The organism is Sphingomonas aerolata, from assembly GCF_003046295.1.
GTDB classification, from domain to species: Bacteria; Pseudomonadota; Alphaproteobacteria; order Sphingomonadales; family Sphingomonadaceae; genus Sphingomonas; species Sphingomonas aerolata.
Genome location: NZ_PZZN01000001.1, coordinates 1128641 through 1153644, shown reverse-complemented (window position 1 = coordinate 1153644; position 25004 = coordinate 1128641). Strand labels below are relative to the sequence as shown.

At 66.8% G+C, this 25004-nt stretch carries 23 protein-coding genes and 1 tRNA gene; 16 read left to right on the top strand and 8 right to left on the bottom strand.

Features of this window, described 5'->3' with window-relative positions; all coding sequences use genetic code 11:
* Window positions 1-153 precede the first annotated feature (153 nt).
* Complete coding sequence (locus tag C8J24_RS05275; protein ID WP_031439767.1) at window positions 154-1947, top strand: peptide MFS transporter; 1794 nt, start codon at window positions 154-156, stop codon at window positions 1945-1947.
* 148 nt (window positions 1948-2095) lie between these two features.
* Here the strand turns inward: C8J24_RS05275 and C8J24_RS05270 are convergent, their stop codons facing one another.
* Both C8J24_RS05270 and C8J24_RS05265 read right to left on the bottom strand, forming a co-directional pair.
* A complete protein-coding gene (locus C8J24_RS05270; RefSeq protein WP_107930783.1) occupies window positions 2096-3088 on the bottom strand; it encodes an aldo/keto reductase in 993 nt (330 codons plus the stop codon).
* Complete coding sequence (locus C8J24_RS05265; protein WP_056406869.1) at window positions 3063-4337, bottom strand: dicarboxylate/amino acid:cation symporter; 1275 nt, start codon at window positions 4335-4337, stop codon at window positions 3063-3065. The genes C8J24_RS05270 and C8J24_RS05265 overlap by 26 nt, the downstream gene beginning before the upstream one ends.
* 69 nt (window positions 4338-4406) lie before the next feature.
* On the opposite strand from C8J24_RS05265, the gene glmM reads away from it, so the two are divergent.
* The 7 genes from glmM (at window position 4407) to C8J24_RS05230 (ending at window position 11117) form a co-directional block, all read left to right on the top strand.
* Window positions 4407-5747, top strand: a complete 1341-nt coding sequence (glmM, locus tag C8J24_RS05260; protein WP_056406872.1) for a phosphoglucosamine mutase — start codon at window positions 4407-4409, stop codon at window positions 5745-5747.
* On the top strand, window positions 5747-5962 hold the full coding sequence (locus C8J24_RS05255; RefSeq protein WP_031395385.1) for a DUF1272 domain-containing protein: 216 nt from the start codon (window positions 5747-5749) through the stop codon (window positions 5960-5962). Before glmM ends, C8J24_RS05255 begins: the two co-directional genes overlap by 1 nt.
* 213 nt (window positions 5963-6175) lie before the next feature.
* Window positions 6176-6967, top strand: coding sequence for a bifunctional hydroxymethylpyrimidine kinase/phosphomethylpyrimidine kinase (gene thiD / locus C8J24_RS05250; RefSeq protein ID WP_107930782.1), 792 nt, complete (start codon window positions 6176-6178; stop codon window positions 6965-6967).
* On the top strand, window positions 6955-7593 hold the full coding sequence (locus tag C8J24_RS05245) for a ribonuclease HII (RefSeq protein WP_107930780.1): 639 nt from the start codon (window positions 6955-6957) through the stop codon (window positions 7591-7593). The genes thiD and C8J24_RS05245 overlap by 13 nt, the downstream gene beginning before the upstream one ends.
* A gap of 177 nt (window positions 7594-7770) precedes the next feature.
* The gene (locus tag C8J24_RS05240) at window positions 7771-8913 is read left to right on the top strand and encodes a site-specific DNA-methyltransferase (protein WP_037531642.1); all 1143 of its coding nucleotides are present in this window, start codon (window positions 7771-7773) and stop codon (window positions 8911-8913) included.
* Between the two features lie 156 nt (window positions 8914-9069).
* Window positions 9070-10128, top strand: coding sequence for a dihydropteroate synthase (gene folP, locus C8J24_RS05235; protein ID WP_107930778.1), 1059 nt, complete (start codon window positions 9070-9072; stop codon window positions 10126-10128).
* A 104-nt stretch (window positions 10129-10232) separates the two neighbouring features.
* Window positions 10233-11117 carry a bestrophin family protein gene (locus C8J24_RS05230; RefSeq protein WP_031396098.1) on the top strand — a complete coding sequence of 295 codons (885 nt, stop codon included), beginning with the start codon at window positions 10233-10235 and terminating at the stop codon, window positions 11115-11117.
* Between the two features lie 42 nt (window positions 11118-11159).
* Here the strand turns inward: C8J24_RS05230 and C8J24_RS05225 are convergent, their stop codons facing one another.
* Entirely contained in the window at window positions 11160-12575 is a 1416-nt protein-coding gene (locus C8J24_RS05225) for a sigma-54-dependent transcriptional regulator (protein ID WP_031439238.1), read from the bottom strand.
* Between the two features lie 207 nt (window positions 12576-12782).
* Between C8J24_RS05225 and C8J24_RS05220 the strand changes: the two genes are divergently transcribed.
* The 7 genes from C8J24_RS05220 to C8J24_RS05190 all read left to right on the top strand — a co-directional run bounded on the left by C8J24_RS05220 (window position 12783) and on the right by C8J24_RS05190 (window position 18444).
* Window positions 12783-12905: an aa3-type cytochrome c oxidase subunit IV gene (locus C8J24_RS05220; protein ID WP_031396100.1), complete on the top strand. Its 123-nt coding sequence runs from the start codon at window positions 12783-12785 to the stop codon at window positions 12903-12905.
* 4 nt (window positions 12906-12909) lie between these two features.
* Window positions 12910-14031, top strand: coding sequence for an NAD(P) transhydrogenase subunit alpha (locus tag C8J24_RS05215; protein ID WP_107930776.1), 1122 nt, complete (start codon window positions 12910-12912; stop codon window positions 14029-14031).
* Between the two features lie 69 nt (window positions 14032-14100).
* Window positions 14101-14394 (top strand): NAD(P) transhydrogenase subunit alpha part 2, encoded by a 294-nt coding sequence (locus tag C8J24_RS05210; protein ID WP_031394789.1) that lies wholly within the window; start codon window positions 14101-14103, stop codon window positions 14392-14394.
* Window positions 14395-14422: 28 nt separating this feature from the next.
* Window positions 14423-15856 (top strand): NAD(P)(+) transhydrogenase (Re/Si-specific) subunit beta, encoded by a 1434-nt coding sequence (locus C8J24_RS05205; protein ID WP_107930774.1) that lies wholly within the window; start codon window positions 14423-14425, stop codon window positions 15854-15856.
* A gap of 100 nt (window positions 15857-15956) precedes the next feature.
* The gene (locus C8J24_RS05200; RefSeq protein ID WP_107930772.1) at window positions 15957-16907 is read left to right on the top strand and encodes a helix-turn-helix domain-containing protein; all 951 of its coding nucleotides are present in this window, start codon (window positions 15957-15959) and stop codon (window positions 16905-16907) included.
* Window positions 16908-16982: 75 nt separating this feature from the next.
* Window positions 16983-17058, top strand: a tRNA-Val gene (locus tag C8J24_RS05195).
* 66 nt (window positions 17059-17124) lie between these two features.
* Entirely contained in the window at window positions 17125-18444 is a 1320-nt protein-coding gene (locus tag C8J24_RS05190; RefSeq protein WP_107930770.1) for a M20/M25/M40 family metallo-hydrolase, read from the top strand.
* Between the two features lie 22 nt (window positions 18445-18466).
* On the opposite strand, the gene C8J24_RS05185 is transcribed toward C8J24_RS05190, so the two are convergent.
* The 4 genes from C8J24_RS05185 to C8J24_RS05170 all read right to left on the bottom strand — a co-directional run bounded on the left by C8J24_RS05185 (window position 18467) and on the right by C8J24_RS05170 (window position 23361).
* Window positions 18467-20902: a hypothetical protein gene (locus C8J24_RS05185; RefSeq protein WP_107930768.1), complete on the bottom strand. Its 2436-nt coding sequence runs from the start codon at window positions 20900-20902 to the stop codon at window positions 18467-18469.
* Window positions 20903-20954: 52 nt separating this feature from the next.
* Window positions 20955-22259, bottom strand: a complete 1305-nt coding sequence (gene pncB / locus C8J24_RS05180; RefSeq protein WP_107930766.1) for a nicotinate phosphoribosyltransferase — start codon at window positions 22257-22259, stop codon at window positions 20955-20957.
* Between the two features lie 21 nt (window positions 22260-22280).
* Window positions 22281-22940 carry a dTMP kinase gene (locus C8J24_RS05175; protein ID WP_107930764.1) on the bottom strand — a complete coding sequence of 220 codons (660 nt, stop codon included), beginning with the start codon at window positions 22938-22940 and terminating at the stop codon, window positions 22281-22283.
* A 142-nt stretch (window positions 22941-23082) separates the two neighbouring features.
* Window positions 23083-23361 carry a chorismate mutase gene (locus tag C8J24_RS05170; RefSeq protein ID WP_031439230.1) on the bottom strand — a complete coding sequence of 93 codons (279 nt, stop codon included), beginning with the start codon at window positions 23359-23361 and terminating at the stop codon, window positions 23083-23085.
* A 101-nt stretch (window positions 23362-23462) separates the two neighbouring features.
* On the opposite strand from C8J24_RS05170, the gene C8J24_RS05165 reads away from it, so the two are divergent.
* Window positions 23463-24491 (top strand): polyprenyl synthetase family protein, encoded by a 1029-nt coding sequence (locus C8J24_RS05165; protein ID WP_056406890.1) that lies wholly within the window; start codon window positions 23463-23465, stop codon window positions 24489-24491.
* 78 nt (window positions 24492-24569) lie between these two features.
* On the opposite strand, the gene C8J24_RS05160 is transcribed toward C8J24_RS05165, so the two are convergent.
* Complete coding sequence (locus tag C8J24_RS05160) at window positions 24570-24998, bottom strand: glycine zipper 2TM domain-containing protein (protein ID WP_107930762.1); 429 nt, start codon at window positions 24996-24998, stop codon at window positions 24570-24572.
* Window positions 24999-25004 lie beyond the last annotated feature (6 nt).

The window sequence follows — 25004 nt, the reverse complement described above, 5'->3', positions numbered from 1 at the left end:
TAGGCACGGGGCGCGGCAATTTACAGCCGCATCCGCGATTTAGCAGGCGGTCGCGCGGCCACCGATATTTACAGTCCCGGCTTTGCCGCTAGGTAAGGCCGCAATGAAGCCGCCGCGTTCGACGGCGGCCCAGCGTTTCAGGGAGCGTAAAAGATGGTGGACACCCCGACCGCGGATACGCCGCGAGAGCCGGATATCACCCATGTGAACCCCGCCAGCGGGGAGACGTGGTTCGGCCATCCCCGCCAGCTCGCGCGACTGTTCACCACCGAGATGTGGGAGCGTTTCGGCTATTACGGCATGCGCGCGCTGCTCACGCTGTACCTCACCAAGCATTTCGTGTTCGGCGACCGCGAGGCGACCGGCTTGTACGGCGGCTATACCGCCCTGGTGTACCTGACGCCGCTGGTCGGCGGCTATCTCGCCGACCAGTATCTCGGCTCGAAGCGCGCGGTGAAATTCGGCGCGATCATCATGGCGCTCGGCTATCTGCTGCTGTGCTTCGGCGGCGAGACCGCCAAGCCCTATGCGACGATCGCCAACCAGCGCTACGAAATCCAGGTCGTCGAACAGGCCGACAGCGAGGTCCGCTACCTCGTCGACGGCGCGAACACGCTGAAGATCAAGGGCAATGATGACGGCACCGTCTCGCTGCTCGCCGCCGACGGCGCGGTCGCGCGCACGGTCGAGAAGGGCGGCTTTGAGTCGGGCGCGGAACGCAGCAGCTTCTACGTCACGATCATGCTGCTCGCACTCTGCATGATCTCGGTCGGCAACGGCTTCTTCAAGCCCAACATCTCGACGATGGTCGGCGAGCTTTATGCGCAGGGCGACAAGCGGCGCGATGCCGGGTTCACGATCTTCTACATGGGGATCAACCTCGGCTCGCTCTTCTCGCAGCTGCTCTGCCCGTTCCTCGCGGTCGCGTTCGGCTGGTGGGCCGGCTTCGGTCTGGCGGCGATCGGCATGCTGTTCTCGTGGACGCTGATCCAGTTCGATGGCGGCAAACTTAACGGATATGGCGAGCCGCCGGTGCGCAGCGGCCCCGATCGCGCGCTCGGCATCTATGCGCTCGCGCTGCTCGGCATCCCGATCTTCTACCTGCTGTTCGTCAACCTGATGAACGCCGAGCCGCCGGTGCCGGGTTCCGGGATCATCGGCTACATCGTCTCGCTGTCGCTGATGGGCAAATTGCTGTTCGGCACGTTCCTGGTCGCGGTGCCGGGCATCCTGATCTGGTCGTTCGTCAATGGCGAGCGGCGCGAGTTCCAGATGATGCTCGCAGCGATGGTGCTGATCGTCTTCAACGTCGTGTTCTGGACGCTGTTCGAGCAGGCGGGCTCGAGCCTCACGCTGTTTGCGGACCGCAACACCGATCTCAGCGTGTTCGGCCTGTTCAGCATCTCGGCCGGGCAGACCCAGTTCTTCAACGCGTTCTTCATCGTCGCGCTCGCGCCGGTGATGTCGATCCTGTGGACCAAGCTCGCCGCCCGGGGCATCGAGCCGTCGATCCCGGTCAAGTTCGGCATCGCGCTGATCGGCGTCGGCGTCGGCTTCCTGTTCCTCGTCTGGGGTGCGAGCATGGTCGGGCCGACGTTCAAGGTCGCGATCTGGTGGCTGGCCGGGCTCTACTTCATCCACTCCTTCGCCGAGCTCTGCATCTCGCCGGTCGGGCTCAGCATGATCACCAAGCTGTCGATCGCGCGCGTCGTCGGGCTGATGATGGGCGTGTGGTTCCTGTCGATCTCGGTCGCGCAATATGTCGCGGGGATCGTCGCGCAGGTCGCCAGCGTCGAGACGGTCGGCGGGCAGGTGACCAATCTCAAGGTCAGCCTCGACACCTATGCCGGCGTGTTCTGGACGATCGGGCTGGTCTCGGCGGGGATCGGCGTGCTGCTGCTGCTGATCTCGCCGCTGATCAAGAAGTGGATGCACGGGGTCCAGTAAGCTGTTGGACCGCCGGCATATCATTCCTTCAAACCGTCATCCCCGCGAAGGCGGGGATCCAGACACTCTGCGGTTCGTAAGAGACCACGGGTCGCCAGTCTGGATCCCCGCCTCCGCGGGGATGACGATTATAAGGCAGTAGACCCGGTCAGATCCGCGTCATCGACAGCGCCTTCTCCCCATAGCGCGGCCCCGCCGTGCCACCCCTCGGCGCCGCCGCATCAAGCTTCGCCAGATCGTCCGCCGACAGCGTGACGTCGGCCGCCTTCATGCTGTCCTCCAGCGTGACGCGGCGCTTCGACCCCGGGATCGGCACGATGTCGTCACCCTGCGCCAGCAGCCACGCCAGCGCGACCTGCGCCGGGCTCGCGCCATGCGTGTCGGCGATCGCCTTCACCACCGCGACCATCTCCATGTTCTTGGCGAAGTTTGCGTCCGAATAGCGCGGGTCGTTGCGGCGGTAATCGCCCTCGGGCAGGTCCGATCGCGCAGTGATCTGCCCGGTCAGGAACCCGCGCCCCAGCGGCGAATAGGGCACGAACCCGATCCCCAACTCGCGGCACAAAGGCAGGATTGCGTCCTCGACCCCGCGCTCCCACAGCGAATATTCGCTCTGCAGCGCCGCGATCGGATGCGTCGCCGCGGCGCGCCGGATCGTGTCGAGCCCCGCCTCCGACAGCCCCAGATGCCGCACCTTGCCCTCGCGGACGAGCTCGGCCATCGCGCCCACCGTCTCCTCGATCGGCACGCCCGGATCGACGCGGTGCTGGTAGAGCAGGTCGATCGTCTCGACGCCGAGCCGCTTGAGCGATCCCTCGCACGCGCGCCGCACATTGGCGGACGTGCTGTCGACGCCGGTCATGCCGTTCTCGTCATAGCGGAAGCCGAACTTGGTCGCGATCACGACGCCGTCGCGCTTGCCGCGGATCGCCTTGCCGAGCAGCTCCTCGTTGATCAGCGGACCATAGATTTCGGCGGTGTCGAACAGCGTCACGCCCAGCTCGATCGCGCGGTGGATCGTCGCGATGCTCTCGTCGGCGGGGGCGCTGCCGTACATGTCCTTGCCGACCCCGGCCATCGGCATGCAGCCGAGACCAAGCGCGGAAACCTCAAAATCAGGGCCGAGCGTGCGATACTTCATGCGGAATCTCCTCGGCGCCGCCGCCGTGATCGGACCGCGCCGCGACGGAGATAGTGACGGCGGTGTCCATCGTCACGTTCCCGACGGTGCGAAACAGGTCGGGAATGGTCTCCACCGCGATGAGCAGGCCGAGCACTTCGAGCGGGATGCCCATCGCCAGCGCGACCGGCGCGACCGAGGCGACGAAGCTGATCGTGCCGGGCAGCGAGATCGATCCCATCGTCGTGATCGCCGCGGTCGCGACGCCCGCGGCCATCTGCCCCGGCCCGATCGGCAGCCCCAGCCAGTGCGCGACATAGAGCGCAACCGCGAGGTTCATCGCCGGGCTGGTCGCGCGGAACACCGCGACCGACAGCGGCAGGACGATCCCGGCGGTGGCGGGCGACGCGCCGAGCTCGGTCGAGGCCTTCAGCATCGCCGGCAGCGAGGCGAGCGACGACTGGGTGCTGATCGCCACCGCCTGCGCCGGCGCGACCGCGCGCGCGAACCGGCCCAGGCTGACCCGGCCGCCGATCATCCCGATTGGATAGGCGCTCAGCAGGACGATGAAGCCGATCGCCGAGACGCAGACGATATAGTGCAGCAGCGCGCCGAACGCCGCCGTGCCGGTGCGCGCGCCGACCCCGTAGGCGAGTGCGAAGATGCCGATCGGTGCAAGCTTCAGCACCCATTTGATGATGATCAGCAAGGCGTCGACGACCGCCTGGAAGAAGCCGGTGAGCACGCGGCGGCGATCGTCGGGCAGCTTCGTCACGGCAAAGGCGAACGTCAGCGCGAAGACGGTGAGCGGCAGGAACGAATCGCTCGATGCCGCGGCGACGATGTTGGTCGGCACGATCGTGTCGAAGAACGCGCCGATCCCCGGCACCGGCCCGACCGGGGCGGCACCGGTCAGCGCGGCGCGCAGCGCAGCGCCGAGCCCGCGTGGCAGCGGGAAGGCATCGAGGATCAACGGCATGACCAGCGCGGACATGATCGTCGAACTCCACAGGATGACGACGATCATCACCATCGCCCGCATCGTGATCCGCCCGGCGCGTGCCGCCTCGGTCGTCGCGCCGATCCCGGTGACGAGCAGCCCGACGACGAGCGGCACGATCACCATCTGCAACCCGTGCAGCCAGGCCGCGCCGATCGGCTGGGTCACCGCCGTCGCCGCGAGCGCGTGGGCCGGCGACCAGGCGGCTGCGGCGATGCCGATCCCGATGCCGCCGAACAGCGCTGCGAGTATCCGTGTAGTCTGCGACATGCTCGCCCTTCGTGTTCCACCGCGCTATCAGCGATGCCAGAGACCGATACCGGACGGAAAGCATTGACGATGGCAAGGAAATATTTCGGCACCGACGGCATTCGCGGTGCCACCAACGCATCGCCGATGACCGCGGAGATGGCGATGAAGGTCGGCATGGCGGCGGGCGCCTATTTCCTGCGCGGCGATCATCGCCACCGCGTTGTGATCGGCAAGGACACGCGGCTGTCGGGCTATATGCTCGAATCCGCGCTGGTCGCAGGGTTCACCAGCGTCGGCATGGACGTGGTGATGGTCGGGCCGATGCCGACCCCCGCGGTCGCGATGCTGACCCAGTCGATGCGCGCGGATATCGGCGTGATGATCTCCGCCAGCCACAACCCCTATGCCGATAACGGGATCAAGCTGTTCGGCCCCGACGGCTTCAAGCTGTCCGACGAGGCCGAGACCGCGATCGAGGCGCTGATCGACGGCGACGTGCCGCTGGTCGCGTCGAGCAAGATCGGCCGCGCGCGCCGGATCGACGATGCGCAGGGGCGCTACATCCATTTCGCCAAGTCGACCTTCCCGGAAAATCTGCGGCTCGACGGGATGCGGATCGTGCTCGATTGCGCGAACGGCGCCGCCTACAAGGTCGCCCCCTCGGCGCTGTGGGAACTCGGCGCGGACGTCGTCGCGATCGGCGTCACGCCCGACGGCACCAACATCAATGATGGCGTCGGCTCGACCGCACCGCAGGCGCTCGCCGAGACGGTCGTCGCGAGCGGCGCGGATATCGGCATCGCGCTCGACGGCGACGCCGACCGGCTGATCGTCGTCGACGAGACCGGCACGATCGTCGACGGCGATCAGCTGATGGCGACGATCGCGGCAAGCTGGGCGCGGCAGGGGCGGCTCAAGGGCGGCGGCCTCGTCGCCACGGTGATGTCCAATCTCGGCCTCGAACGCCATCTCGCCGCGCAGGGGCTCGGGCTGGTCCGCACCCAGGTCGGCGATCGCCACGTGCTCGAAAAGATGCGCTCCAGCGGCTATAATGTCGGCGGCGAGCAGTCGGGGCACATCATCCTGAGCGACTATGCCACGACCGGCGACGGCCTGGTCGCAGCCCTCCAGATCCTCGCCGAGGTCAAGCGCTCGGGCGCGCGCGCGGGCGAGGTGCTCCACCGGTTCGAGCCCCTGCCGCAACTGTTGAAGAACGTCCGGTTCGGCGGCGGCAAGCCGCTCGACGACGAGGCGGTGAAAGCGGTGATCGCGCAGGCCGAGGCCGAGCTCGCCGGCAAGGGGCGCCTCGTCATCCGCCCGTCAGGCACCGAACCCGTCATCCGCGTGATGGCGGAAGGGGATGATCCGGGTCAGGTCGGGCGCGTCGTCGACCGGATCTGCGACGCCGTCCGCAAGGCGGCCGCCTGATGCTCGAGATGCGCCCTGCCTGCGAACGCTGCGCCGCCGAGCTTCCCGCCGACGCGCCCGGCGCGTTCATCTGCTCGTACGAATGCACCTTCTGCGCCTCCTGCGCGGACGCGCTCGACGAGCGCTGTCCTAATTGCGGCGGCGAACTCCTCGACCGTCCGACCCGGTTCGGCGACGCCCCGCCACAAAGGCCCGCCTCGGGCCGGCGGCACTAGACCCCGCTCCAAACCTCTACCACCCCGGCGAAGGCCGGGGCCCAGTTGGCAAGGTCGCAGTAACGAAGCGCTGCGCTCAGCCAGCAATGTTTCCCAACTGGGCCCCGGCCTCCGCCGGGGAGGATGCTCGCATATGTCGCGCTTCCCTGTCCCGCACCGCACCGACTATGCCATAGCCCAGCCCATGACCTCCAACCCCGCCCGGCACCGCCAATGACCGCGAGACTCCTCATCATCGCCGGCTCCGATTCAGGCGGCGGCGCCGGCATCCAGGCGGACATCAAGACCGTCACGATGCTCGGTGGCCACGCGATGACCGCCATCACCGCGATCACCGCGCAGAACACGCTCGGCGTGCAGGCGGTCCACCCGGTGCCCACCGACATCGTCCTCGCGCAGATCGACTCGGTCGTGTCCGACATCGGCGTCGACGCGGTGAAGATCGGCATGATCGGCTCGGCCCAGACCGCCAACGCCGTCGCCGACCGCCTGACGTCAATGTTCTCCCGCGAACCGATACCGATCATCTTCGACCCGGTCATGATCGCCAGCAGCGGCTCGGTGCTCGCCGACCCCGACACGATCGCCGCCTTCGCCCGCCTCATGCGGATCGCCACGCTCGTCACCCCCAACCTCCCCGAACTCGCAGCGCTGGGCGGCGAGGCGGCGGTACGCGCACTCGGGCCCGCCGTGCTCATCAAGGGCGGCCACGCCGAAGGCCCGCTTGTCACCGACCGCCTCGTCACCGACGCCGGCGAAACGCTGTGGACCAACCCCCGCATCGAAACCCGCCACGCGCACGGCACCGGCTGCACGCTCGCCAGCGGGATCGCCACCGGGCTCGGCCAGGGCATGCCGCTCGACGCAGCCATCGCGCGCGCGATCGCGTTCGTCCGCGCCGCGCTTGCGCAGCCGCCGGGGCTTGGCGCAGGGCACGGGCCGATGGGGCACGCGCTCGGCGTCAGCCCGTTCGACCAGCTGAAAGACCGCACATGCCCGGCATGAAACATGAAAAGCTCTGCGTTGGCCCCGTCGCCGGCGTCGACGAGGCCGGTCGCGGTCCGCTCGCCGGCCCGGTCGTCGCCGCCGCGGTGATCCTGCCGTCAAAGGGCGTGCCTCGCGGCATCGACGATTCGAAGAAGCTCTCCGCCTCCGAACGCGAACGGCTCTGCGCGCGCCTGAAAGGCTGCGCTATCGTCGGTATCGGCATCGTCGAGCCCGACGAGATCGACACGCTCAACATCTACTGGGCGACGATGAAGGCGATGACGCTCGCGGTCGACGCGCTCGCCACCGAACTCGGCCACGCGCCGGGCCACGTCCTCGTCGACGGCAACCGCCTGCCGCGCTGGACCTACCCCGCCACCCCGCTGGTCGGCGGCGATGCGAAATCGCTGTCGATCGCCGCCGCCTCGATCGTCGCCAAGCACACGCGCGACCTGATCATGATCGCCGCCGCCGACGTCCACCCCGAATATAACTGGCATTCGAACAAGGGCTATGGCTGCGCGCACCACATGAAGGCGCTGCGCGATCATGGCCCCACACCGATTCATCGCCGCAGTTTCGCCCCCGTCGCGGCGGCCTATCGGACGCGCGAGGGCCTTTTCGCGAAGGAAACGACGAGCTGAGTCTTTCGCGCCACACCCCAAGGGCTTGAGGCGCGAGTCTGTCACGACTCAACATCTGGGCGACGGCGACTCGTTTGGTCGCACCGACGGATTCGCGCCCGCGCGCCGTTCATCAAACTCTGCTTGACGGAGTCGGACAATTCCGCAGCTATGGGGGTCGACAAGGGGCGCAAAAACATGGGTTTGATCGACACGATCGCGCGGCCGCGCGCGGTAAAGAAGGGAACGGCGCCGGCCGTGCAGCCCGCGCTGCCGCTCGACCAGATCCTGCGCGGCGATTGTATCGAGCGCATGAAGGCGCTGCCGTCGAACTCGATCGACATGATCTTCGCCGATCCGCCGTACAATCTCCAGCTCGGCGGCGAGCTCTATCGCCCCGATGGCAGCCATGTCGACGCGGTCACCGACGAGTGGGACAAGTTCGACACCTTCGCCGCCTATGACCGCTTCACCCGCGCCTGGCTGAAGGAAGCGCGCCGGATCCTCAAGGACGATGGCAGCATCTGGGTCATCGGCAGCTATCACAACATCTTCCGTGTCGGCGCGGCGGTGCAGGATCTCGGCTACTGGATTCTCAACGACATCGTCTGGCGCAAGACCAACCCGATGCCCAATTTCCGCGGCACCCGCTTCACCAACGCGCACGAGACGCTGATCTGGGCGTCGAAGGGCGAGAAGGCGAAATACACCTTCAACTACCGCGCGATGAAGACGCTCAACGACGAGCTGCAGATGCGCAGCGACTGGGAATTCCCGATCTGCGGCGGCCCCGAGCGGCTCAAGAAGAACGGCACCAAGGTCCATCCGACGCAGAAGCCCGAGGCGCTGCTCTACCGGATCCTGCTCGCGTGCACCAAGCCCGGCGACGTGGTGCTCGATCCGTTCTTCGGCACCGGCACGACTGGCGCGGTCGCCAAGCGGTTGGGGCGTAGCTGGATCGGGATCGACCGCGAGGGCGAGTATATCGAGGCGGCGCAGGAGCGCATCGAGGCCGCACTGCCGCTCGACGAATCCGCGCTGGCGACGATGATGAGCCCGCGCGCGCAGCCCAAGGTCGCGTTCGGCGTGCTCGTCGAGAATGCGTATCTCGCGCCTGGCACGGTGCTGACCGACGGCAAGCGCCGCTGGCGCGCGACGATCCGCGCGGACGGCTCGCTGCTCAGCGATTGCGGCACGATCGGCTCGATCCACAAGCTCGGCTCGACGCTCCAGAACGCGCCCGCCTGCAATGGCTGGAGCTTCTGGCATTATGAGAGCGACAAGGGGCTGAAACCGATCGACGACCTCCGCCAGACCTATTTGCTGGCGACGACGGTCTAGCGAATTGCCGTTCGTGCCGAGTAGAGACCGAGCGTAGTCGAGGGCTCGTATCGAGGTACATGTCCCTCGATACGGCATCGCGACGTGCTCGATGCCTATACGGGACGAACGGGATTAGCCGTTTGAACGGCATGCGGATTTGGGGAAAAGGGGGGCATGACCAGCCTCCACCTCCGCCCCGTCCAGTTCGTCGACACCCCGATCGGCCATCCCGATGGCAGCGTCGCGCGGCTTGCGGGCGGGATGCAGTGGTTCGCCGCCTATGAGGTGATCGAGCGCGGGACCCGTCGCACGATCCCCGTCGCCGACGTCGCCACGCAGGGCGAGCGCGCGGCGCATCTTCACGCGCTGATCACCGCGCCGCGCGCGCCGCTCGCGCTCGGCGAGCGCATGCTGCGCTTCGACCAGCCGCTCGTCGCGGCTATTCTCAACGTCACCCCGGACAGCTTCTCCGATGGCGGCAAGCATGTCGACGACCCCGCCGCCGCCGCCGCCGCCGGGATCGACATGGCCGCGGCGGGCGCGACGATGATCGATGTCGGCGGCGAATCGACCCGCCCCGGCGCGGCGGCGGTCTGGGAAGGCGACGAGATCGCCCGGCTCGTCCCCGTCGTCGAGCGGCTTGCCCGCGCCGGCGCGATCGTCTCGGTCGACACGCGCAAGGCCGGCGTGATGGCGGCGACGCTCGCCGCCGGGGCGCACATCGTCAACGACGTCGCCGCCCTGCTGTGGGACGACCGCGCGCTCGAGGTCGTCGCCGCCAGCGGTTGTCCGGTCGTACTGATGCACTCGCCCGACCCCCGCGAGGGTGGCCACGGGCGGACCGGCTACGCAAACGTCGTCACCGACGTGTTCGACTGGCTCGAGGCGCGGATCGCCGCGGTCGTCGCGGGCGGGGTCGCTCGCACGCGGATCATCGTCGATCCCGGCATCGGCTTCGGCAAGACGCTCGCCGATAATCTCGCGCTGCTCAACGGCCTCGCGATGTTTCACGGGCTTGGCTGCCCGATCCTGCTCGGGGCGAGCCGCAAGCGGCTGATCGGCGCTTTGTCAAACGAGGCCCCGGTTGGCGACCGGCTCGCCGGATCGCTCGCGCTCGCGCTCAAGGGCGTCGAGGCGGGCGTCCAGATCCTGCGCGTCCACGACGTCGCCGAGACCGTCCAGGCGTTGCGCGTCTGGCGCGGGATGCGCGACCTCGCACTCGTCGGCGGCTGACCCGGCGCCGATCTTCTGGTCACATGTTCGGGGCGGAATATCGCCGCATTGCAGCGAAATGCGCGATCGCGCATTAGACAAGGCGTCAGCAAGGAGCCTTTCGTTTGATCGTTACCGCAACACCGCGCCTCAGCCAGATCCTCAGCGAAGTCTGGCGCCCGTTGCTCGGGCTCTTTGTCTGGGACGTCGTGGTGACCATCACCTATTATGTCCTGCCCTTTCATGCGCCGTCGCTGCCGCTGACGCTGTTCGGCACCGCGCTCGCGCTGTTCCTCGGCTTTCGCGACAATTCCGCTTATCAGCGCTGGTGGGAAAGCCGCGGCCTCTGGGGACTGATGACCAACGCCTCGCGCAGCCTTGCCCGCATGACGCGCAACCTGCTGCCCGAACCCGAAGGCCATGATCTCAAGCGCACGATCGTCCTGCGCCAGATCGCCTATGTGAACGCGCTGCGCTGTCAGTTGCGCCGCCAGCCGGTCGCGCCCGATGTCCTGCGGTTCCTGTCGGAGGACGAGGCGTCGTTCGCACTCGCGCGGACCAATCCCGCCAACGGCCTGCTCGACGGCACCGGACGGCGGATCGACATCGCCCGCCGCAATGGCTGGATCGACACGATCCAGCAGGCCTCGTTCGAACGGCTGCTGGTCGATATCGCCAATGCGCAGGGCGGGATGGAGCGGATCAAGAACACCCCGCTGCCCAACCAGTACCGCTTCTTCCCGACGCTCTTCACCCGGCTGTTCTGCATCCTGCTGCCGATCGGGCTGGTCGAGACGCTCGGCTTCGCAACCCCGATCGGCTCGACGATCGCAGGGCTGATGTTCCTCGCGGTGCTTCAGATCGGCGACGATCTCGTCGATCCGTTCGCGGACACGATCCACGACGTGCCGCTCAACGCGATGTGCCGGACGATCGAGATCGACCTGCTCCAGGCGATCGGTGACGAGGCCCCCGAGCCGTTGAAGCCGGTCAAGGGCGTGCTCTGGTAGGTCGCCGCCCCTGATCCGATTTTAAGGTAACGTCGCCCGGGGTCAGGCGACGTTGTCGATCCCGAGCTCCGCGAGCTTGCGGTACAGCGTCGACCGCCCGATCCCGAGCCGCCGCGCGACCTCGGTCATCCGCCCGCGATAATGACCGATGGCAAGCCGGATGAGGTCCGATTCGATCTCCTCCAGCGTGCGCAGATGCCCGTCGGCACTGAACAGCGTCACCCCGCCGCCACCGGCCGCGGTCGCGGGCTCGGGCCGGCGACGGCTGCCGAGCGCCGCGATCTGCGGGAAATCGGCGCGTGTCAGCGCGTCGCTTTCGCACAGCACCGCGGCGCGGAAGAGCGCATTCTGCATCTGCCGGACATTGCCCGGCCAATCATATTGGACCAGCAGCGCCAGCGCATCGTCGGTGATGCCGAGCGGACGCAGTCCCGGCTGCTGCGCGATCCGCGCGAGCAGGTGGCGGGCAAGCGCCGGGATGTCGCCGGTCCGCTCGCGCAGCGGCGGGATCGTCACCTGCACCGCGTTCAACCGGTAATAGAGGTCCTCGCGAAACCGGTCCGCCTCGACCTCGTCGATCAGCGTCGTGTTGCTCGCGGCGATCACCCGGACGTCGACCTGCTGCGGATGCCGCGCACCGAGTGCATGGACGTCGCCCGTATCGAGCAGATGGAGCAGCTTGATCTGCGCGTCGATCGGCATCGCCCCGATCTCGTCGAGGAACAATGTGCCGCCGTCCGCCTCGCGAAACCGGCCGATCTTGCGCTCGAACGCGCCGGTAAACGCGCCTTCTTCGTGCCCGAACAGCTCGCTCTCGACCAGATTGGCGGGGATCGCGCCGCAATTGACGCTGATCATCGGGCGTTTGGCGCGCGGCGACGCCGCATGGATCGCTTCGGCCACGACCTCCTTGCCGACCCCGCTTTCGCCTTCGAGCAGGATCGCGACGCGACCGCGCGCGGCCTTGGCGGCGATCGCCAGCGCGGCGCGAAAATCGGGCGACGAGCCGACGATCTCGTCGAACGCGAGCAGCGCGGGGATCTTCTCGGTCAGCGGGCGCAGCTCGCCCGCGGTCGTGCCGGCGACGACCGCGTCGAGCGAGGCGAGCAGCCGGTCGGGGGCGAGCGGCTTGACCAGAAAATCGGTCGCGCCCGCGCGCATCGCGTTCACCGCATGCTCGACCGATCCGTTCGCGGTCAGCATCAGGATCGGCAGCGCCGGGCGGCGATTGCGCAGCTCGGCGATCACCGCTGAGGCATCCTCGTGCGGTGCGGAATGGTCGAGAATGATCGCGTCGAGCTGCATCCCGTCCTGCGTGCCGAGCGTGGCGATCGCCATCTCGCCGTCGCTCGCGAACACGGTCCGCCAGCCGCCACGCGACGCCAGTGCGGACACCAGCCGCCGTTGTGCAGGCTCGTTGTCGATCAGTAGTAGCAGGCGCTGCCCGTTGCGCGTCATGGCGAATCCTGTCCCGTTTGCGGACAGTCTTTAGCGTTTTCAGGTAAAGGGCGACTTAAATATCGCTTTGAGGCGGTTGCGATGCGCTCCGACCGTGCCGCCGCGGCTGCACGACGGGGTGAAGCCGGGGTTTGGAAGCGCGGGGGTTGAGGCTGGGGCACCGGCCCGATAAGGTCGTACCGATAACAGAATGGCGAGGGACGGATCATGGCGGACGATGCAAACATCAAGGGTCATGCTGCGACCTATGACAGCGTCATCGGTGTGATGAAGATCGGCGCGATCGCCTGTGCGGTGATCGTCGCGATCGTCATCTGGCTGATTTCCTGATCCGATGAAGATCGCCGTCCTCAAGGAGCAGGTGGACGGCGAGCGGCGGGTTGCCGCGACGCCAGAAACCGTCCGCAAGTTCGTCGCGCTGGGCGCGACGCTCGCGGTCGAGGCGGGGGCCGGCCAGTCCGCGTCGATCGCCGACGCCGCCTATGCCGATGCGGGGGCGAGCGTCGCCGACCGGGCGGCGGCGATTTCGGGTGCGGACATCGTGCTCGGCGTGCAGGCGCCGGATCCGGCAACGCTGGCGGGCGCCGCGCCCGGCGCCTGGGTCGTCGCGAGCTTCAATCCTTTTGGCGAGCGCGCCCGGGTCGATGCCTATGCCGCGGCGGGCCTCGAGGCGCTGGCGATGGAGTTCATGCCGCGGATCACGCGCGCGCAGTCGATGGACATCCTGTCCTCGCAGTCGAACCTGTCGGGCTACAAGGCGGTGCTCGACGCCGCGGCCGAATATGGCCGGGCCTTTCCGATGATGATGACCGCGGCAGGGACGATCAGCGCCGCGCGCGTGTTCGTGATGGGGGTCGGCGTCGCCGGGCTCCAGGCGATCGCGACCGCGCGCCGGCTCGGGGCGCAGGTCTCTGCCACCGACGTCCGCGCCGCGACGCGCGAACAGATCCAGTCGCTCGGCGCGAAACCGATCTTCGTCGAAAGCGTCGCCGGGATCGAGGGCGAGGGCACGGGCGGCTATGCGGGCGAGATGAGCCCCGAATATCAGGCCGCGCAGGCCGAACTCGTCTCCGGGCACATCGCCAAGCAGGACATCGTCATCACCACCGCGCTGATTCCCGGCCGCCCCGCGCCGCGGCTGATCTCGGCCGCGCAGGTCGCGAGCATGAAGCCCGGCTCGGTGATCGTCGATCTCGCGGTCGAACAGGGCGGCAATGTTGAGGGTGCGGTCGCGGGCGAGATCGTCGAGGTGAACGGCGTCAGGATCGTCGGCCATCGCAACGTCCCCAGCCGCCTCGCCGCCGACGCCAGTGCACTGTTCAGCCGCAATTTATTCAACGTTCTCAGTGCCTTCTGGGACAAGGAGACGGGGCGGCCGGTGCTCGATGCGGAAATCGGCGACGCGATTCGCCTGACCCGCGACGGCGCGATCGTCAATCCGCGTTTGCAGCCATGACCCGGCACGATACAAAACCCCGTTTGCGTCTCAACATTCGCAACATTCGCGGGGCTCAGGAGGGCTGAGATGGACTTTATCGCGATCCTGTCGATCTTCGTCATGGCCTGTTTCGTCGGCTATTATGTCGTCTGGTCGGTGACGCCCGCACTCCACACGCCGCTGATGGCGGTGACCAACGCGATCTCCAGCGTGATCATCGTCGGCGCGCTGATCGCGTCCGCCGCGGCGGGATCGCCGGTCGCGAAATATCTCGGGCTGCTCGCGGTCGTGCTGGCGAGCGTCAACATCTTCGGCGGCTTTGCAGTCACCGCGCGGATGCTGGCGATGTACAAGAAAAAGGAACGGCCGGTCGCCAAGTGACCGTCACGGATCCGAGGGGAACTGAGTGATGCATGACGTAGCCGTGAACCCCTGGGTCGCGCTGGCCTATCTCGTCGCCGGCATGTGCTTCATCCTCGCGCTGCGCGGCCTGTCCAGCCCGGCGACGAGCCAGCGCGGCAACCGGTTTGGCATGATCGGCATGACGATCGCGGTCGTCACGACGCTGGTCACGCATCTCAACGTCGGCATCTGGGAGATCGTCGTCGCGATCGGCATCGGTGCCGCGATCGGGCTCGTGACTGCCCGGCGGATCGCGATGACCGCGATGCCGCAGCTCGTCGCTGCGTTCCATTCGCTGGTCGGGCTTGCCGCGGTGCTGGTCGGGGTTGCGGCCTATCTCAACCCGCAGGCATTCGGCATCTCGGACCTGATGATCCCGCTGCTTGGCGATCCGGTCGCGATCATCCGGCCGGTCAGCCGGATCGAGCTGGGGCTGGGCGTCGCGATCGGCGCGATCACCTTCTCGGGCTCGGTCATCGCCTTCCTTAAGCTCAACGGCAACATGGGCGGCAAGCCGATCATGCTGCCCGGGCGCCACGTCATCAACATCGCGCTGCTCGCCGCGATCCTCGGGCTGATCGCCTATTTCGTCACCAATCAGGAGCCGTGGATCTTCTGGACGATCACGGCCCTGAGCTTCGTGATCGGCTTCCTGCTGATCGTGCCGATCGGCGGCGCCGACATGCCGGTGGTCGTCAGCATGCTCAATTCCTATTCGGGCTGGGCGGCGGCGGCGATGGGCTTCACGCTGCACAACACCGCGATGATCATCACCGGCGCGCTGGTCGGCTCGTCGGGCGCAATCCTCAGCTACATCATGTGCCGGGCGATGAACCGCAGCTTCATCAGCGTGATCGCCGGCGGGTTCGGACAGTCCGCCGATGCCGGCGGCCCCGCGACCGCCACCGACCGCCCGTGGAAGCGCGGTTCGGCGGAGGACGCCGCCTTCCTGATGAGCCAGGCCGAACAGGTCGTCATCGTGCCCGGCTACGGCATGGCGGTCGCCCAGGCGCAACACGTCCTGCGCGAGATGGGCGACAAGCTGAAGGCGGAAGGGGTGCGCGTGAAATACGCGATCCACCCCGTCGCCGGGCGCATGCCAGGCCACATGAACGTCCTGCTTGCGGAGGCGAACGTGCCCTATGACGACGTGTTCGAGCTTGAGGACATCAACAGCGAATTCGCGCAGACCGACGTGGCTTTCGTGATCGGCGCGAACGACGTCACCAACCCGGCGGCAAAGACCGACAAATCATCGCCAATCTATGGCATGCCGGTCCTCGACGTCGAGAAGGCGAAGACGGTGCTGTTCATCAAGCGGTCGATGGGCGGGGTCGGCTATGCCGGGGTCGACAACGACCTGTTCTACCGCGACAATACGATGATGCTTCTGGCGGATGCGAAGAAGATGGTCGAAGACATCGTCAAGGCGCTCGACTGACGGCGTCTGCCTGTCCGCCGGATCCGCCGAGAACCGACCCATTTGGCGTGTAAATCCGGTACGATCCATGGCCTAATCGCGTCTGGCGGGGGATGCGGCAATGACGGCGATCGACGCGCTATCGGCGGACATACGCTATGATGGCGGTGCCGCTGCGGTTCTGATTGCGGACCTTGGCGGTGCGGGGGCAGGGGATCGGCTCGCGACCGCGCTGGACGCGCTGGGCGGGCGCCTGATGGCCCGGATCGACTGGCACGTCCCGCTCGATCGGTCCGCGACACCGCGTATCATTCTGGTCGATACGGTGGGGATCAACGCACCGCTGCTCGCCGAACGGATGGCGCAGATCGTGGCCTGGGCCGCCGATACCGATGCTGCGCTGGTGGTGGCGCTGCGGGCGGACCAGATCGACGCGGTCACCGCGCTGACGCTGGGCGGTGCGACATCGCTGCTCGTCGATCCCGGGATCGGCGAATGCGTGGCCGCGGTGGCGATCGCGATCGAACGATCGCGCCAGCCCGCCGGGGTCTTCGACGTCACGCGTGAGAGCGACGGGGCCCGGCTCGAGCGCCTGAGCGCGGAGGTCGGGCGCATCGCCGAGGCGCTTGCCCGGCTGACACAGGCAGATCATGATCGACCGTCCGATCCCCCGGCGATCGTCGGCGATCGATCGGTCGCCTATCAGGCGGCGCCCGGGGCGACGCAACACGACGCGACCGACATTCGACGCGCGATCCGCGCGCGGCGGCTTCGCGACCAATTTTTCGGCGGCACGCTGTTCGAGGATCCGGGTTGGGACATGCTGCTCGATCTCTACGCCGCCGATCTCGAGCGGCGCCGTGTGTCGGTATCGAGCCTGTGCATCGCCGCAGCCGTCGCGCCGACGACGGCGTTGCGCTGGATCGCGCGCATGACCGATAGCGGGCTGTTCGAACGTCAGCCCGATCCGCATGATCGCCGCCGCGCCTATATGGCGCTGTCGCCGCCCGCGCGCGACGCAATGCGCGGCTATTTCGGCGCAGTCTTGCGCAACGAGCTGCGGATCGCCTGAACGCATGCGCTTTGGGGCTTGCCCCGACGCCGCAGCTTTGGCATCGAACCCCGACCTCAGGGTTTCATCCCGGGAGGGCGCTTAGCTCAGCTGGTAGAGCGGCTCGTTTACACCGAGTAGGTCGGCGGTTCGAACCCGTCAGCGCCCACCATATCTCCCGACACTGGACGCGGCGGCCGAACCCCGCTTTCATGCTGCCAAGGGAGTTGAGACGCTTATGGCACGACAGAAATTCTGGTGGGTCGCGACGGTGGTCGGGAGTATCCTTCTCGCAGGGGCAGCGCAGGCGCGCCTCACGCCGGCAGAAATGCGGGCGGTTGCGACCGTCGACGCCGAGCATGAGCGCTCGATCGGGCTGCTCAAGACGGTCGTCGACCAGAACAGCGGCACGATGAATCTCGAAGGGGTCGCCAAGGTCGGTGCGATGGTCCGTGCTGAGCTCGAACCACTCGGCTTTGCGGTGACCTGGAAACCGATGCCACAGACGCAGCGGGCGGGACATCTGATAGCGCGGCACCCGGGCAAGCCTGGCGCCAAACGCCTGTTGCTCATCGGTCATCTCGACACCGTCTTCGAGCAGGATTCACCGTTTCAACGGTTCGAACGCGAAGGCGAGAGCGCGACGGGGCCAGGTGCGGGCGACGACAAGGGCGGGATCGTCGTGATGCTCTCGGCGCTGCGGGCGATGAAGGCCGCCGGCCTGCTGGACGCCGCCGATATTGAGATCGTGCTGACCGGCGATGAGGAAGATGCGGGCGACCCGGTGGCGATCGCGCGGGGCGATCTGATCGCAGCGGGCAAGCGCGCCGATGTCGCACTCGACTTCGAAGGCCTGTCGGTCGTCGAGGGTCGCGACATGGGATCGATCGCGCGACGGTCGTCGAACGGGTGGGTACTCACCACGTCGGGCAAGACCGGGCACTCGTCGCTGATCTTCTCGGACGCCTATGGTGACGGCGCCATCAACGAGATGGCCCGGATCCTGGCGGCATTTCGCAAGGATCTGCCCGAACCCAATCTGACCTTCAATACGGGCGTGGTCGCGGGCGGTGCGATGGCAGCGCTCGACAGCGACGGCGTCCGGGCGAGCGCGACGGGCAAGGGCAATATCATCCCTGCAACCGCGGTCGCCCGTGGCGACTTCCGAACCCTGAGCGAAGACCAGACCATGCGGGTCCGTGCGAAGATGGAGCGGATCGTCGCGGCGCATGCGCCCGGCACGAATGCGACGATCCGGTTCGAAAGCGGGTATCCCGCCATGCCACCGACGGCGGGAAATCGCGCGCTGCTCGACCGGTTGAATCTGGTCAATCGCGACATGGGGCTGCCCGAGATGGCAGCGCTCGATCCGCTCAAGCGGGGTGCGGGCGACATTGCGTTCGTTGCGGGCGATGTCGACGGGCTGATCGGGCTCGGAACCGCGAGCAGCGGCGATCATGCACCGGGGGAGACGGTCGACCTTGCGAGCATTCGCCGTCAGGCCAAGCGCGCCGCGATCCTGATGGCCCGCCTCTCACGCGAGCCAAAGGATCGGTGACAAGGCTCGACGCCTCGCTGGGCTAGCGGTCGACGACGTTCGGCTTGGCGGTTGCAACGACTGAATCGTCGTCGCGCAGCTTGAGGAACAGCGTGTCGGTCGGGCGCGGAATTGCGACCGTACTGGCGGTATAGCCGTCGGGAATTGCCGCAGCGCCGGTGAACTGCGCGTCTCCGCCAACCGCGGCGAGCAGATACAACGCGTCACCGTTCAGCAGGCAGCGCGGCGCGCCCTTGTCGCAAGTCACGCCCGTGAGTGTGGGCAGGCGGACGAGGGTGATGAGCGGCGCCCAATCGCTTTCCACACCGTCCTGCAGGAGGCGGTAGTGCAGCGGGCCATAGGCCGATACGCCTAGCGCCTTGGCCGGTTCGATCGTCGCAATCGCGACCTGTGCGCTCTGGACGCGGTAGCCGTTCGCTGCAGCGATGACCGTCGACGCGCGTCCGTCGACCGTGGCGATCTCGACCTGTTCGCGTCCGCTGAAACGAGTTGCCCCCGCGCCGCGGAGTGAAAAGGTCAGGCTGGCATCGAGCGGCATGACGGTGCTCGACGGCAATGTGATCGGCAGCGACGCCGCGTGCGCCGCCGGGGCGATGGTCTTGTCGATGAGCGTGACCGAAGGCCGCGCGGGAGCTACATGCACGGTGACCGGCAGCACGCGACCGTCTTTCAGCGTCGCCCGCCCGGATCGATCCTGGTCTGCGGTCCAGGCGGCGACCGGAGCAGGCGTGTCGACCGTCATGACGCGTTTGTCGGCCTTGCCGGTCCGTACCACCGCACCAGGGCTGAATACCGCGCCATCGACGCTCAGCGAGGCGACGGTGTCGAGGCGCGTGCCCGTCAGGACACCATGGAGATCGCCAGCGCGCAGCGTGAACGCGTCGATTCGCCCCGTCTCCGTCAAGGCCGTCAACGCGATAGTGTCGACATCTGCGATTCCTTGCTGGCGGATAAGCAGGTTGATTTGCCCCGCCGCGATCTGCGCCTTCGGGATCATTGCGGTGATCCGGCCATCCGGCAATGTGGCCCATTTGAGCGGCTCGGTCGTGCCGGAGGTGCGGGCGAGCGCGATGTCCTCGACACAGGCGGCGGCTCCGCCCTCGATCGTCAGGCTGTTATCGCGTCCGGCGATCACCGTGGTGCCCTCGATCGCGCGCCAGCTGTTCGCGCGCGGACTCTGGATGCGAAAGCGTGGACCGTCGAACGGGGTGAAGCCCCATACGCCATGAAGCGTGGCGTCAAAACCGGCTCGCACGTCGCCGCCGTCGCTGCCCGGGCCGGCGAGAAGGAAACCCCCGCGTTCGACATCGGCGCTGACTGGGAGATCGAGCGTGCTGCCGTCGGCACGCGTCACGCGCACCGCCATGGCATGCGCATAGCGCGTGGCATAGATCAGCGGCGCGCCTTCGACCGGAAGCAGCACACCCTCTCGTGCCCGACACAGCGCGCGACCGGGCGCGATCGTGCGCAGCGGCGGCGGCTCGGGCGCCTCGATCGCCGGAAGTGCCGCGACCATGACCGACTTGGGCTTTGCAAAGGAGGGGGCGGCGTTCAGCAACAGCGACAGGCGCGCCTCTGCCGCGCGGCCGAGGGCGGGAATATACTGGAACTGGGTCGACTGGAATGCGCCGAAAATCCGGGCAAGATCGCGAACGACGCCGATATAGGAGCTGTAATAGCCGTATCCGGCCTCGGGTGTTGCGGCGAGTTGCAAGGCCAGATCGGTGGGGGCGCCGACGAGGGTTTCGGTCAGCGATGCACTGTGGTTGTCAGCCAGCAGCAGCGAACTCCGGCTTTGCGTCAGGCAGGCCGCCTGGAGATCAATCGCCTGTTCGAGGCATTCGGCCTTGAGCGTGATCGAGAGGCTGCGGGTCAGAACCGGCGATACGGCCTCGATCTGTTCAGGATGCGTGCGCTCGAGGCGGTGGATCGAGTCCAGGAACGTGTCGAGCCGCGCGCGGTCGAGCGACGCCTGGTTGAGTTCCTGCGAGGCGCGGACGAACGCGCCGGGCTGTTTGCGGACGGCGTCGACGATCGAGTCATAACCCCCGCCGGTTTCCGGCGCGAGGAAGAGGATCAGCTGGCGTGCGCCCGCGGGCACGGTCAGGTCGAGGGTGTTCTTCTTCCGCTCCCACGTCTTGGCCTGCGTGAACCAGTCTTTGGGGGGCGGATTGGTCGCGCCGCGCAGGAATGCGGCCACCAGCAGGTAATGGACACCCTGATCGCGGGGTAAATCCGCACTCACGGTGATCCGGTCGCCTTCGCTGAGATTGGGCACCTGCCCGATCGGCAACGTCGTCGCGCCGTGTGTCACCGTCACGTTCAGCGCCGGACCAGACAGGTCGAAGGCCGCGGGGTCGGCCTGTGCCGGGGTCAGCGGCAGCAGCGCGGCGAAGAGCAGCGCGATGCGTCCCGACCGGGTAATCGACGCGCCGAGGGGGAATCGCGAAACAGCCATGGGCGCTACCCGTGGCGGCAGGGCATGGCCATTTTAGGGCGGTGGCACGGGTCTAAACCGCGACCTTCGCCTTCGTGCGGCCCTCGTCACCGAAGATTTTCAGGTACCGGGCAATCTCGCGCGGATCGCCGGTCGCCTTGGCTGGATTGTCCGACAGCTTGACCGCCGGGCGTCCATTGGCCTGCGTGACCTTGGCGACCAGCGAGATCGGCTCGAGTCCGGCCATGCCATCGGGGTCGCACCCTCGGAAGTCGTTGGTCAGATTGGTCCCCCAGCCAAAACTCATCCGCACCCGGCCGTGAAAATGCCGATAGGTCTCTTCGATCGTGTCGACATCCATGCCGTCCGAGAAGATCAAGAGTCTCGTTTTCGGGTCGCGACCCTGTGCCTTCCACCAAGCAATGATCGCCTCACCACCGGCGATCGGGGGTGCACTGTCGGGGCGGAAGCCCGTCCAGTCGGCAACCCAGTCGGGCGCGTTCGCGAGGAACGCGCTCGTTCCGAACGCGTCGGGCAACGCGATCAGCAGATTGCCGCCATAATGGCGTCGCCAGTCATCGAGCACCCGGTAGGGGGCATCCGCTATCCCCCGGTCGTCGTCGGCCAATGCGGCATAGACCATCGGCAATTCATGCGCGTTGGTGCCGATGGCTTCCAGATCGTTATCCATCGCCAGCAAGACGTTCGACGTACCGATGAAACGGCTGCCAAGCCCTTCCTTGAGCGCCTCGACGCACCAGCGTTGCCACAGGAAGCCATGGCGGCGGCGCGTGCCAAAGTCGGACAGGACCAGATCGGGCAGATCCCTCAGCCGTTCGACCTTGTCCCATAATTTGGCCTTCGCGCGCGCATAGATCACGTCGAGCGCGAAACGTCCGCGATCGCGGACCGCCGCGCGCGCGCGCAATTCATTTATGATCGCGAGGGCGGGGATTTCCCACATCGTCGTTTCCGCCCAGCAGCCCTCGAAGCGCAGCTCGAACTGTCCGTCGACGGTCTGCAGCTCGTATTCGGGCAGCCGGAAGGCGGCGAGCCACTGCAGGAATTCGGGCGCAAACATGCGATCCTGGCCGTAGAAGCTGTTCCCCGCGAGCCAGATCAACTCCTTCTTGCCGAATCGTACCGTGCGCGCATGGTCGAGCTGTGCGCGCAGCTCGCCTTCGTCGATGATATCCGCCAGCCGCACGCTCGTTGTGCGGTTGATCAGGGTAAAGGTCGTCTGCACCTTGGGGTGAAGGTGACGGATCATCTGCAACATCAGCAGCTTGTAGAAGTCGGTATCGAGCAGGCTGCGGACGATCGGGTCGAGCCTGAAGCCGTGATCATAGGTACGCGTGGCAATATCGGTGACGGCCATGCCGATCTCCTTCCGGGGCGTTCAGCGCAGCAATGCAACGATATCGCGTGCAATGTCCGCTGGCAGTCGCGAAGCGCCGGCCTCGACCGTCGATACGGTCGCCCAGCGGCCAAGCAGCCCTGCCGCCGCCATCGCGGCATAGTTGATGCGGACGCGGTCCTGGAGCCCGGTATCCGCTTCGTAAGCGTCGAACGCATCGTCGGTATAGGATCGCTTGCGCTTCTGACGGATCAACCCGCGTGCAATGTCTGCCGGCGTATCGAGATAGACGGACAGATCAGGCGTCGGCAGGGCAAAGCTGCCCGTTTCGAGATCCGCGATCCAAGCCATCATCGTATCCGCTTCGACGACGGGCACCTGCGCCGCCTGATACGCCATGTTCGACGCGATATAGCGGTCAAACACGACGACGTCGTTCGCCGCCATCGTCGCCATCAGGTGATCGCGCGATTCCATCCGGTCGAGCGCGTAGAGCACGGCGGCGGCCTTTGGCGACGTGCCGCGTGGCAGCGTGCCCGCGAGCATCGCCCCTAGCGCCCAGCCGCCGACCGTGTCCGTATAGCGCGGGAACGAGATGACCGCGGCGCTGCGCCCGGCGGCCTGCAACTGCTCGACGACCAATGCGGAGGCCGTGGCCTTACCGGCGCCGTCGGCGCCTTCGATAGCGAGGAGGAAGCTCATCGCGCTCCCCTAACCGACCGGCGCGTGCAGGTCGATAAAGCTGTGCTGTAGCAAATTATACGGGGCCGTGCGGTCTGGCGGAGACGCCGCGCCGCCTTGGCGATGCCGTGAAGCGCTCAAGCTGCTGTGACCGCCCAGCGTGTCATTCGCAAAGTTTCTGGTGGTGGCGGATCACCTCGTCGATGATGAACCGTAAAAACTTTTCGGAGAATTCCGGATCGAGCTGGGCTTCCTCGGCGAGCCGACGCAACCGCGCAATCTGACGCTCTTCACGTCCGGGATCGGCGGCCGGCAGCCCGTGCTCCGCCTTGTGCCGGCCAACCGCCTGCGTCACCTTAAACCGCTCGGCAAGCATGTGAATCAGTGCCGCATCGATGTTGTCGATGCTCTGGCGATAGCCGCTCAGCAGGTCGTCGGGCATCGTGTAACCTCCACCTATTGCCGTCGCCTGCCTTTTGGTGAGGGTTTGCCGAGCCGGCAAGGGTTGCTTTGCGAGGCCGTAGCCGTCAGAGGCACGGGCAGATGAGCGCCACCGTCCACCGCCTCGACTCCCCTCGTTCGAATCCCGGGCCACAGCCTTCGCTGGACCCGATGGTCAAGCTCGTCACCACCGACATGGACCAGGTCAATGCGGTGATCGTCGCGCGCATGACCTCCGATATTCCGTTGATCCCAGAATTGGCGGGTCATCTGATCGCGGGCGGGGGCAAGCGGATGCGTCCCATGCTGACGCTCGCGAGTGCACAGCTGCTGGACTATGCCGGGACGCAGCATCACCTGCTCGCGGCGGCCGTCGAATTCATCCACACCGCGACGTTGCTGCATGACGATGTCGTCGATGGCTCCGACCTGCGGCGTGGGAACCGCACCGCGAACATCATCTGGGGCAATCCTGCGAGCGTATTGGTCGGCGACTTTCTGTTCAGCCGCAGCTTCGAACTCATGGTCGAGGCGGGCAGCCTGAAGGCCCTCAAGATCCTCTCATCGACCAGCGCGGTCATCGCCGAGGGCGAGGTCAACCAGCTGACGGCGGCCCGCCGCGTCGATCTGGGCGAGGAGCGCTATCTCGACATCATCGGCGCAAAGACCGCGGCGCTGTTCGCTGCCGCCTGCCGAATCGCTGCCGTCGTGGCTGATCGGCCCGAGAATGAAGAGGCGGCACTCGACGCCTATGGCCGCAACCTTGGGATCGCCTTCCAGCTTGTCGACGACGCGATCGACTATGTTTCGGATGCGGATACGATGGGCAAGGATGCGGGCGACGATTTCCGCGAAGGCAAGATGACTCTGCCGGTGATCCTCGCCTATGCGCGCGGGTCGGCCGAGGATCGTCAATTCTGGAAGGATGCGGTCGAGGGGCGTCGCGACACCGACGCCGACCTGCAGCATGCCGTGCGTCTGATCCGAGCCACCCGCGCGATCGACGATACGTTTGCACGTGCGCGGCATTATGGTCAGCGGGCGATCGATTCGATCGCGGGCTTTGCCAATGGCGAGGCGAAGGACGCGATGATCGAAGCGGTCGAGTTTGCGGTGGCTCGCGCTTATTAAGTTCAACCGGCTGAGGCAGACACAATAACGGCGGCCGATCGCTCGGCCGCCGTATCTTCATTTACCGAGCAAAAAAGCTCAGCGGCACTTGACGTTACCGCGGTCGACCGACCGTCCGAGCAGTGCACCGCCACCGGCACCCGCCAGCGTTCCGAGCGTGCCGCCGCCGATCAGATTGGCAAGAACGCCACCGCCGAGCGCGCCGATCACGAGCCCGGTCGTGCCATCGTTGCGCTTGCAATAGGCCCGGCCATCGTTGCCGCGATAGATCCGGTCGTTGCGACCGAGACGACGCTCGCGGTAGTTGCCGTTCTGATAGCTGCGCGAAGGATCCCAGTTGCGATCGTCACCGCGCCAGTTGCGGTCGTTGCCGCGGCGCGAATCGTTGTTCCGGCGGTCGTCATGGCCCCGGCGGTCGTCATGGCGCTGTGCAACCGCTTCAACGGGCACCATTCCGGGGGCGACCACGGCGATGGACATCAGCGCGGCGATAAAATGCTTCTTCATCGGGTA

What these genes read in the sequence shown, in the direction of transcription:
- C8J24_RS05275 (WP_031439767.1), top strand. Translation starts at nt 154, where the DNA reads ATGGTGGACACCCCGACCGCGGATACGCCGCGAGAGCCGGATATCACC.
- C8J24_RS05270 (WP_107930783.1), bottom strand. Translation starts at nt 3,088, where the DNA reads ATGAAGTATCGCACGCTCGGCCCTGATTTTGAGGTTTCCGCGCTTGGT.
- C8J24_RS05265 (WP_056406869.1), bottom strand. Translation starts at nt 4,337, where the DNA reads ATGTCGCAGACTACACGGATACTCGCAGCGCTGTTCGGCGGCATCGGG.
- glmM (WP_056406872.1), top strand. Translation starts at nt 4,407, where the DNA reads ATGGCAAGGAAATATTTCGGCACCGACGGCATTCGCGGTGCCACCAAC.
- C8J24_RS05255 (WP_031395385.1), top strand. Translation starts at nt 5,747, where the DNA reads ATGCTCGAGATGCGCCCTGCCTGCGAACGCTGCGCCGCCGAGCTTCCC.
- thiD (WP_107930782.1), top strand. Translation starts at nt 6,176, where the DNA reads ATGACCGCGAGACTCCTCATCATCGCCGGCTCCGATTCAGGCGGCGGC.
- C8J24_RS05245 (WP_107930780.1), top strand. Translation starts at nt 6,955, where the DNA reads ATGCCCGGCATGAAACATGAAAAGCTCTGCGTTGGCCCCGTCGCCGGC.
- C8J24_RS05240 (WP_037531642.1), top strand. Translation starts at nt 7,771, where the DNA reads ATGGGTTTGATCGACACGATCGCGCGGCCGCGCGCGGTAAAGAAGGGA.
- folP (WP_107930778.1), top strand. Translation starts at nt 9,070, where the DNA reads ATGACCAGCCTCCACCTCCGCCCCGTCCAGTTCGTCGACACCCCGATC.
- C8J24_RS05225 (WP_031439238.1), bottom strand. Translation starts at nt 12,575, where the DNA reads ATGACGCGCAACGGGCAGCGCCTGCTACTACTGATCGACAACGAGCCT.
- C8J24_RS05220 (WP_031396100.1), top strand. Translation starts at nt 12,783, where the DNA reads ATGGCGGACGATGCAAACATCAAGGGTCATGCTGCGACCTATGACAGC.
- C8J24_RS05215 (WP_107930776.1), top strand. Translation starts at nt 12,910, where the DNA reads ATGAAGATCGCCGTCCTCAAGGAGCAGGTGGACGGCGAGCGGCGGGTT.
- C8J24_RS05210 (WP_031394789.1), top strand. Translation starts at nt 14,101, where the DNA reads ATGGACTTTATCGCGATCCTGTCGATCTTCGTCATGGCCTGTTTCGTC.
- C8J24_RS05205 (WP_107930774.1), top strand. Translation starts at nt 14,423, where the DNA reads ATGCATGACGTAGCCGTGAACCCCTGGGTCGCGCTGGCCTATCTCGTC.
- C8J24_RS05200 (WP_107930772.1), top strand. Translation starts at nt 15,957, where the DNA reads ATGACGGCGATCGACGCGCTATCGGCGGACATACGCTATGATGGCGGT.
- C8J24_RS05190 (WP_107930770.1), top strand. Translation starts at nt 17,125, where the DNA reads ATGGCACGACAGAAATTCTGGTGGGTCGCGACGGTGGTCGGGAGTATC.
- C8J24_RS05185 (WP_107930768.1), bottom strand. Translation starts at nt 20,902, where the DNA reads ATGGCTGTTTCGCGATTCCCCCTCGGCGCGTCGATTACCCGGTCGGGA.
- pncB (WP_107930766.1), bottom strand. Translation starts at nt 22,259, where the DNA reads ATGGCCGTCACCGATATTGCCACGCGTACCTATGATCACGGCTTCAGG.
- C8J24_RS05175 (WP_107930764.1), bottom strand. Translation starts at nt 22,940, where the DNA reads ATGAGCTTCCTCCTCGCTATCGAAGGCGCCGACGGCGCCGGTAAGGCC.
- C8J24_RS05170 (WP_031439230.1), bottom strand. Translation starts at nt 23,361, where the DNA reads ATGCCCGACGACCTGCTGAGCGGCTATCGCCAGAGCATCGACAACATC.
- C8J24_RS05165 (WP_056406890.1), top strand. Translation starts at nt 23,463, where the DNA reads ATGAGCGCCACCGTCCACCGCCTCGACTCCCCTCGTTCGAATCCCGGG.
- C8J24_RS05160 (WP_107930762.1), bottom strand. Translation starts at nt 24,998, where the DNA reads ATGAAGAAGCATTTTATCGCCGCGCTGATGTCCATCGCCGTGGTCGCC.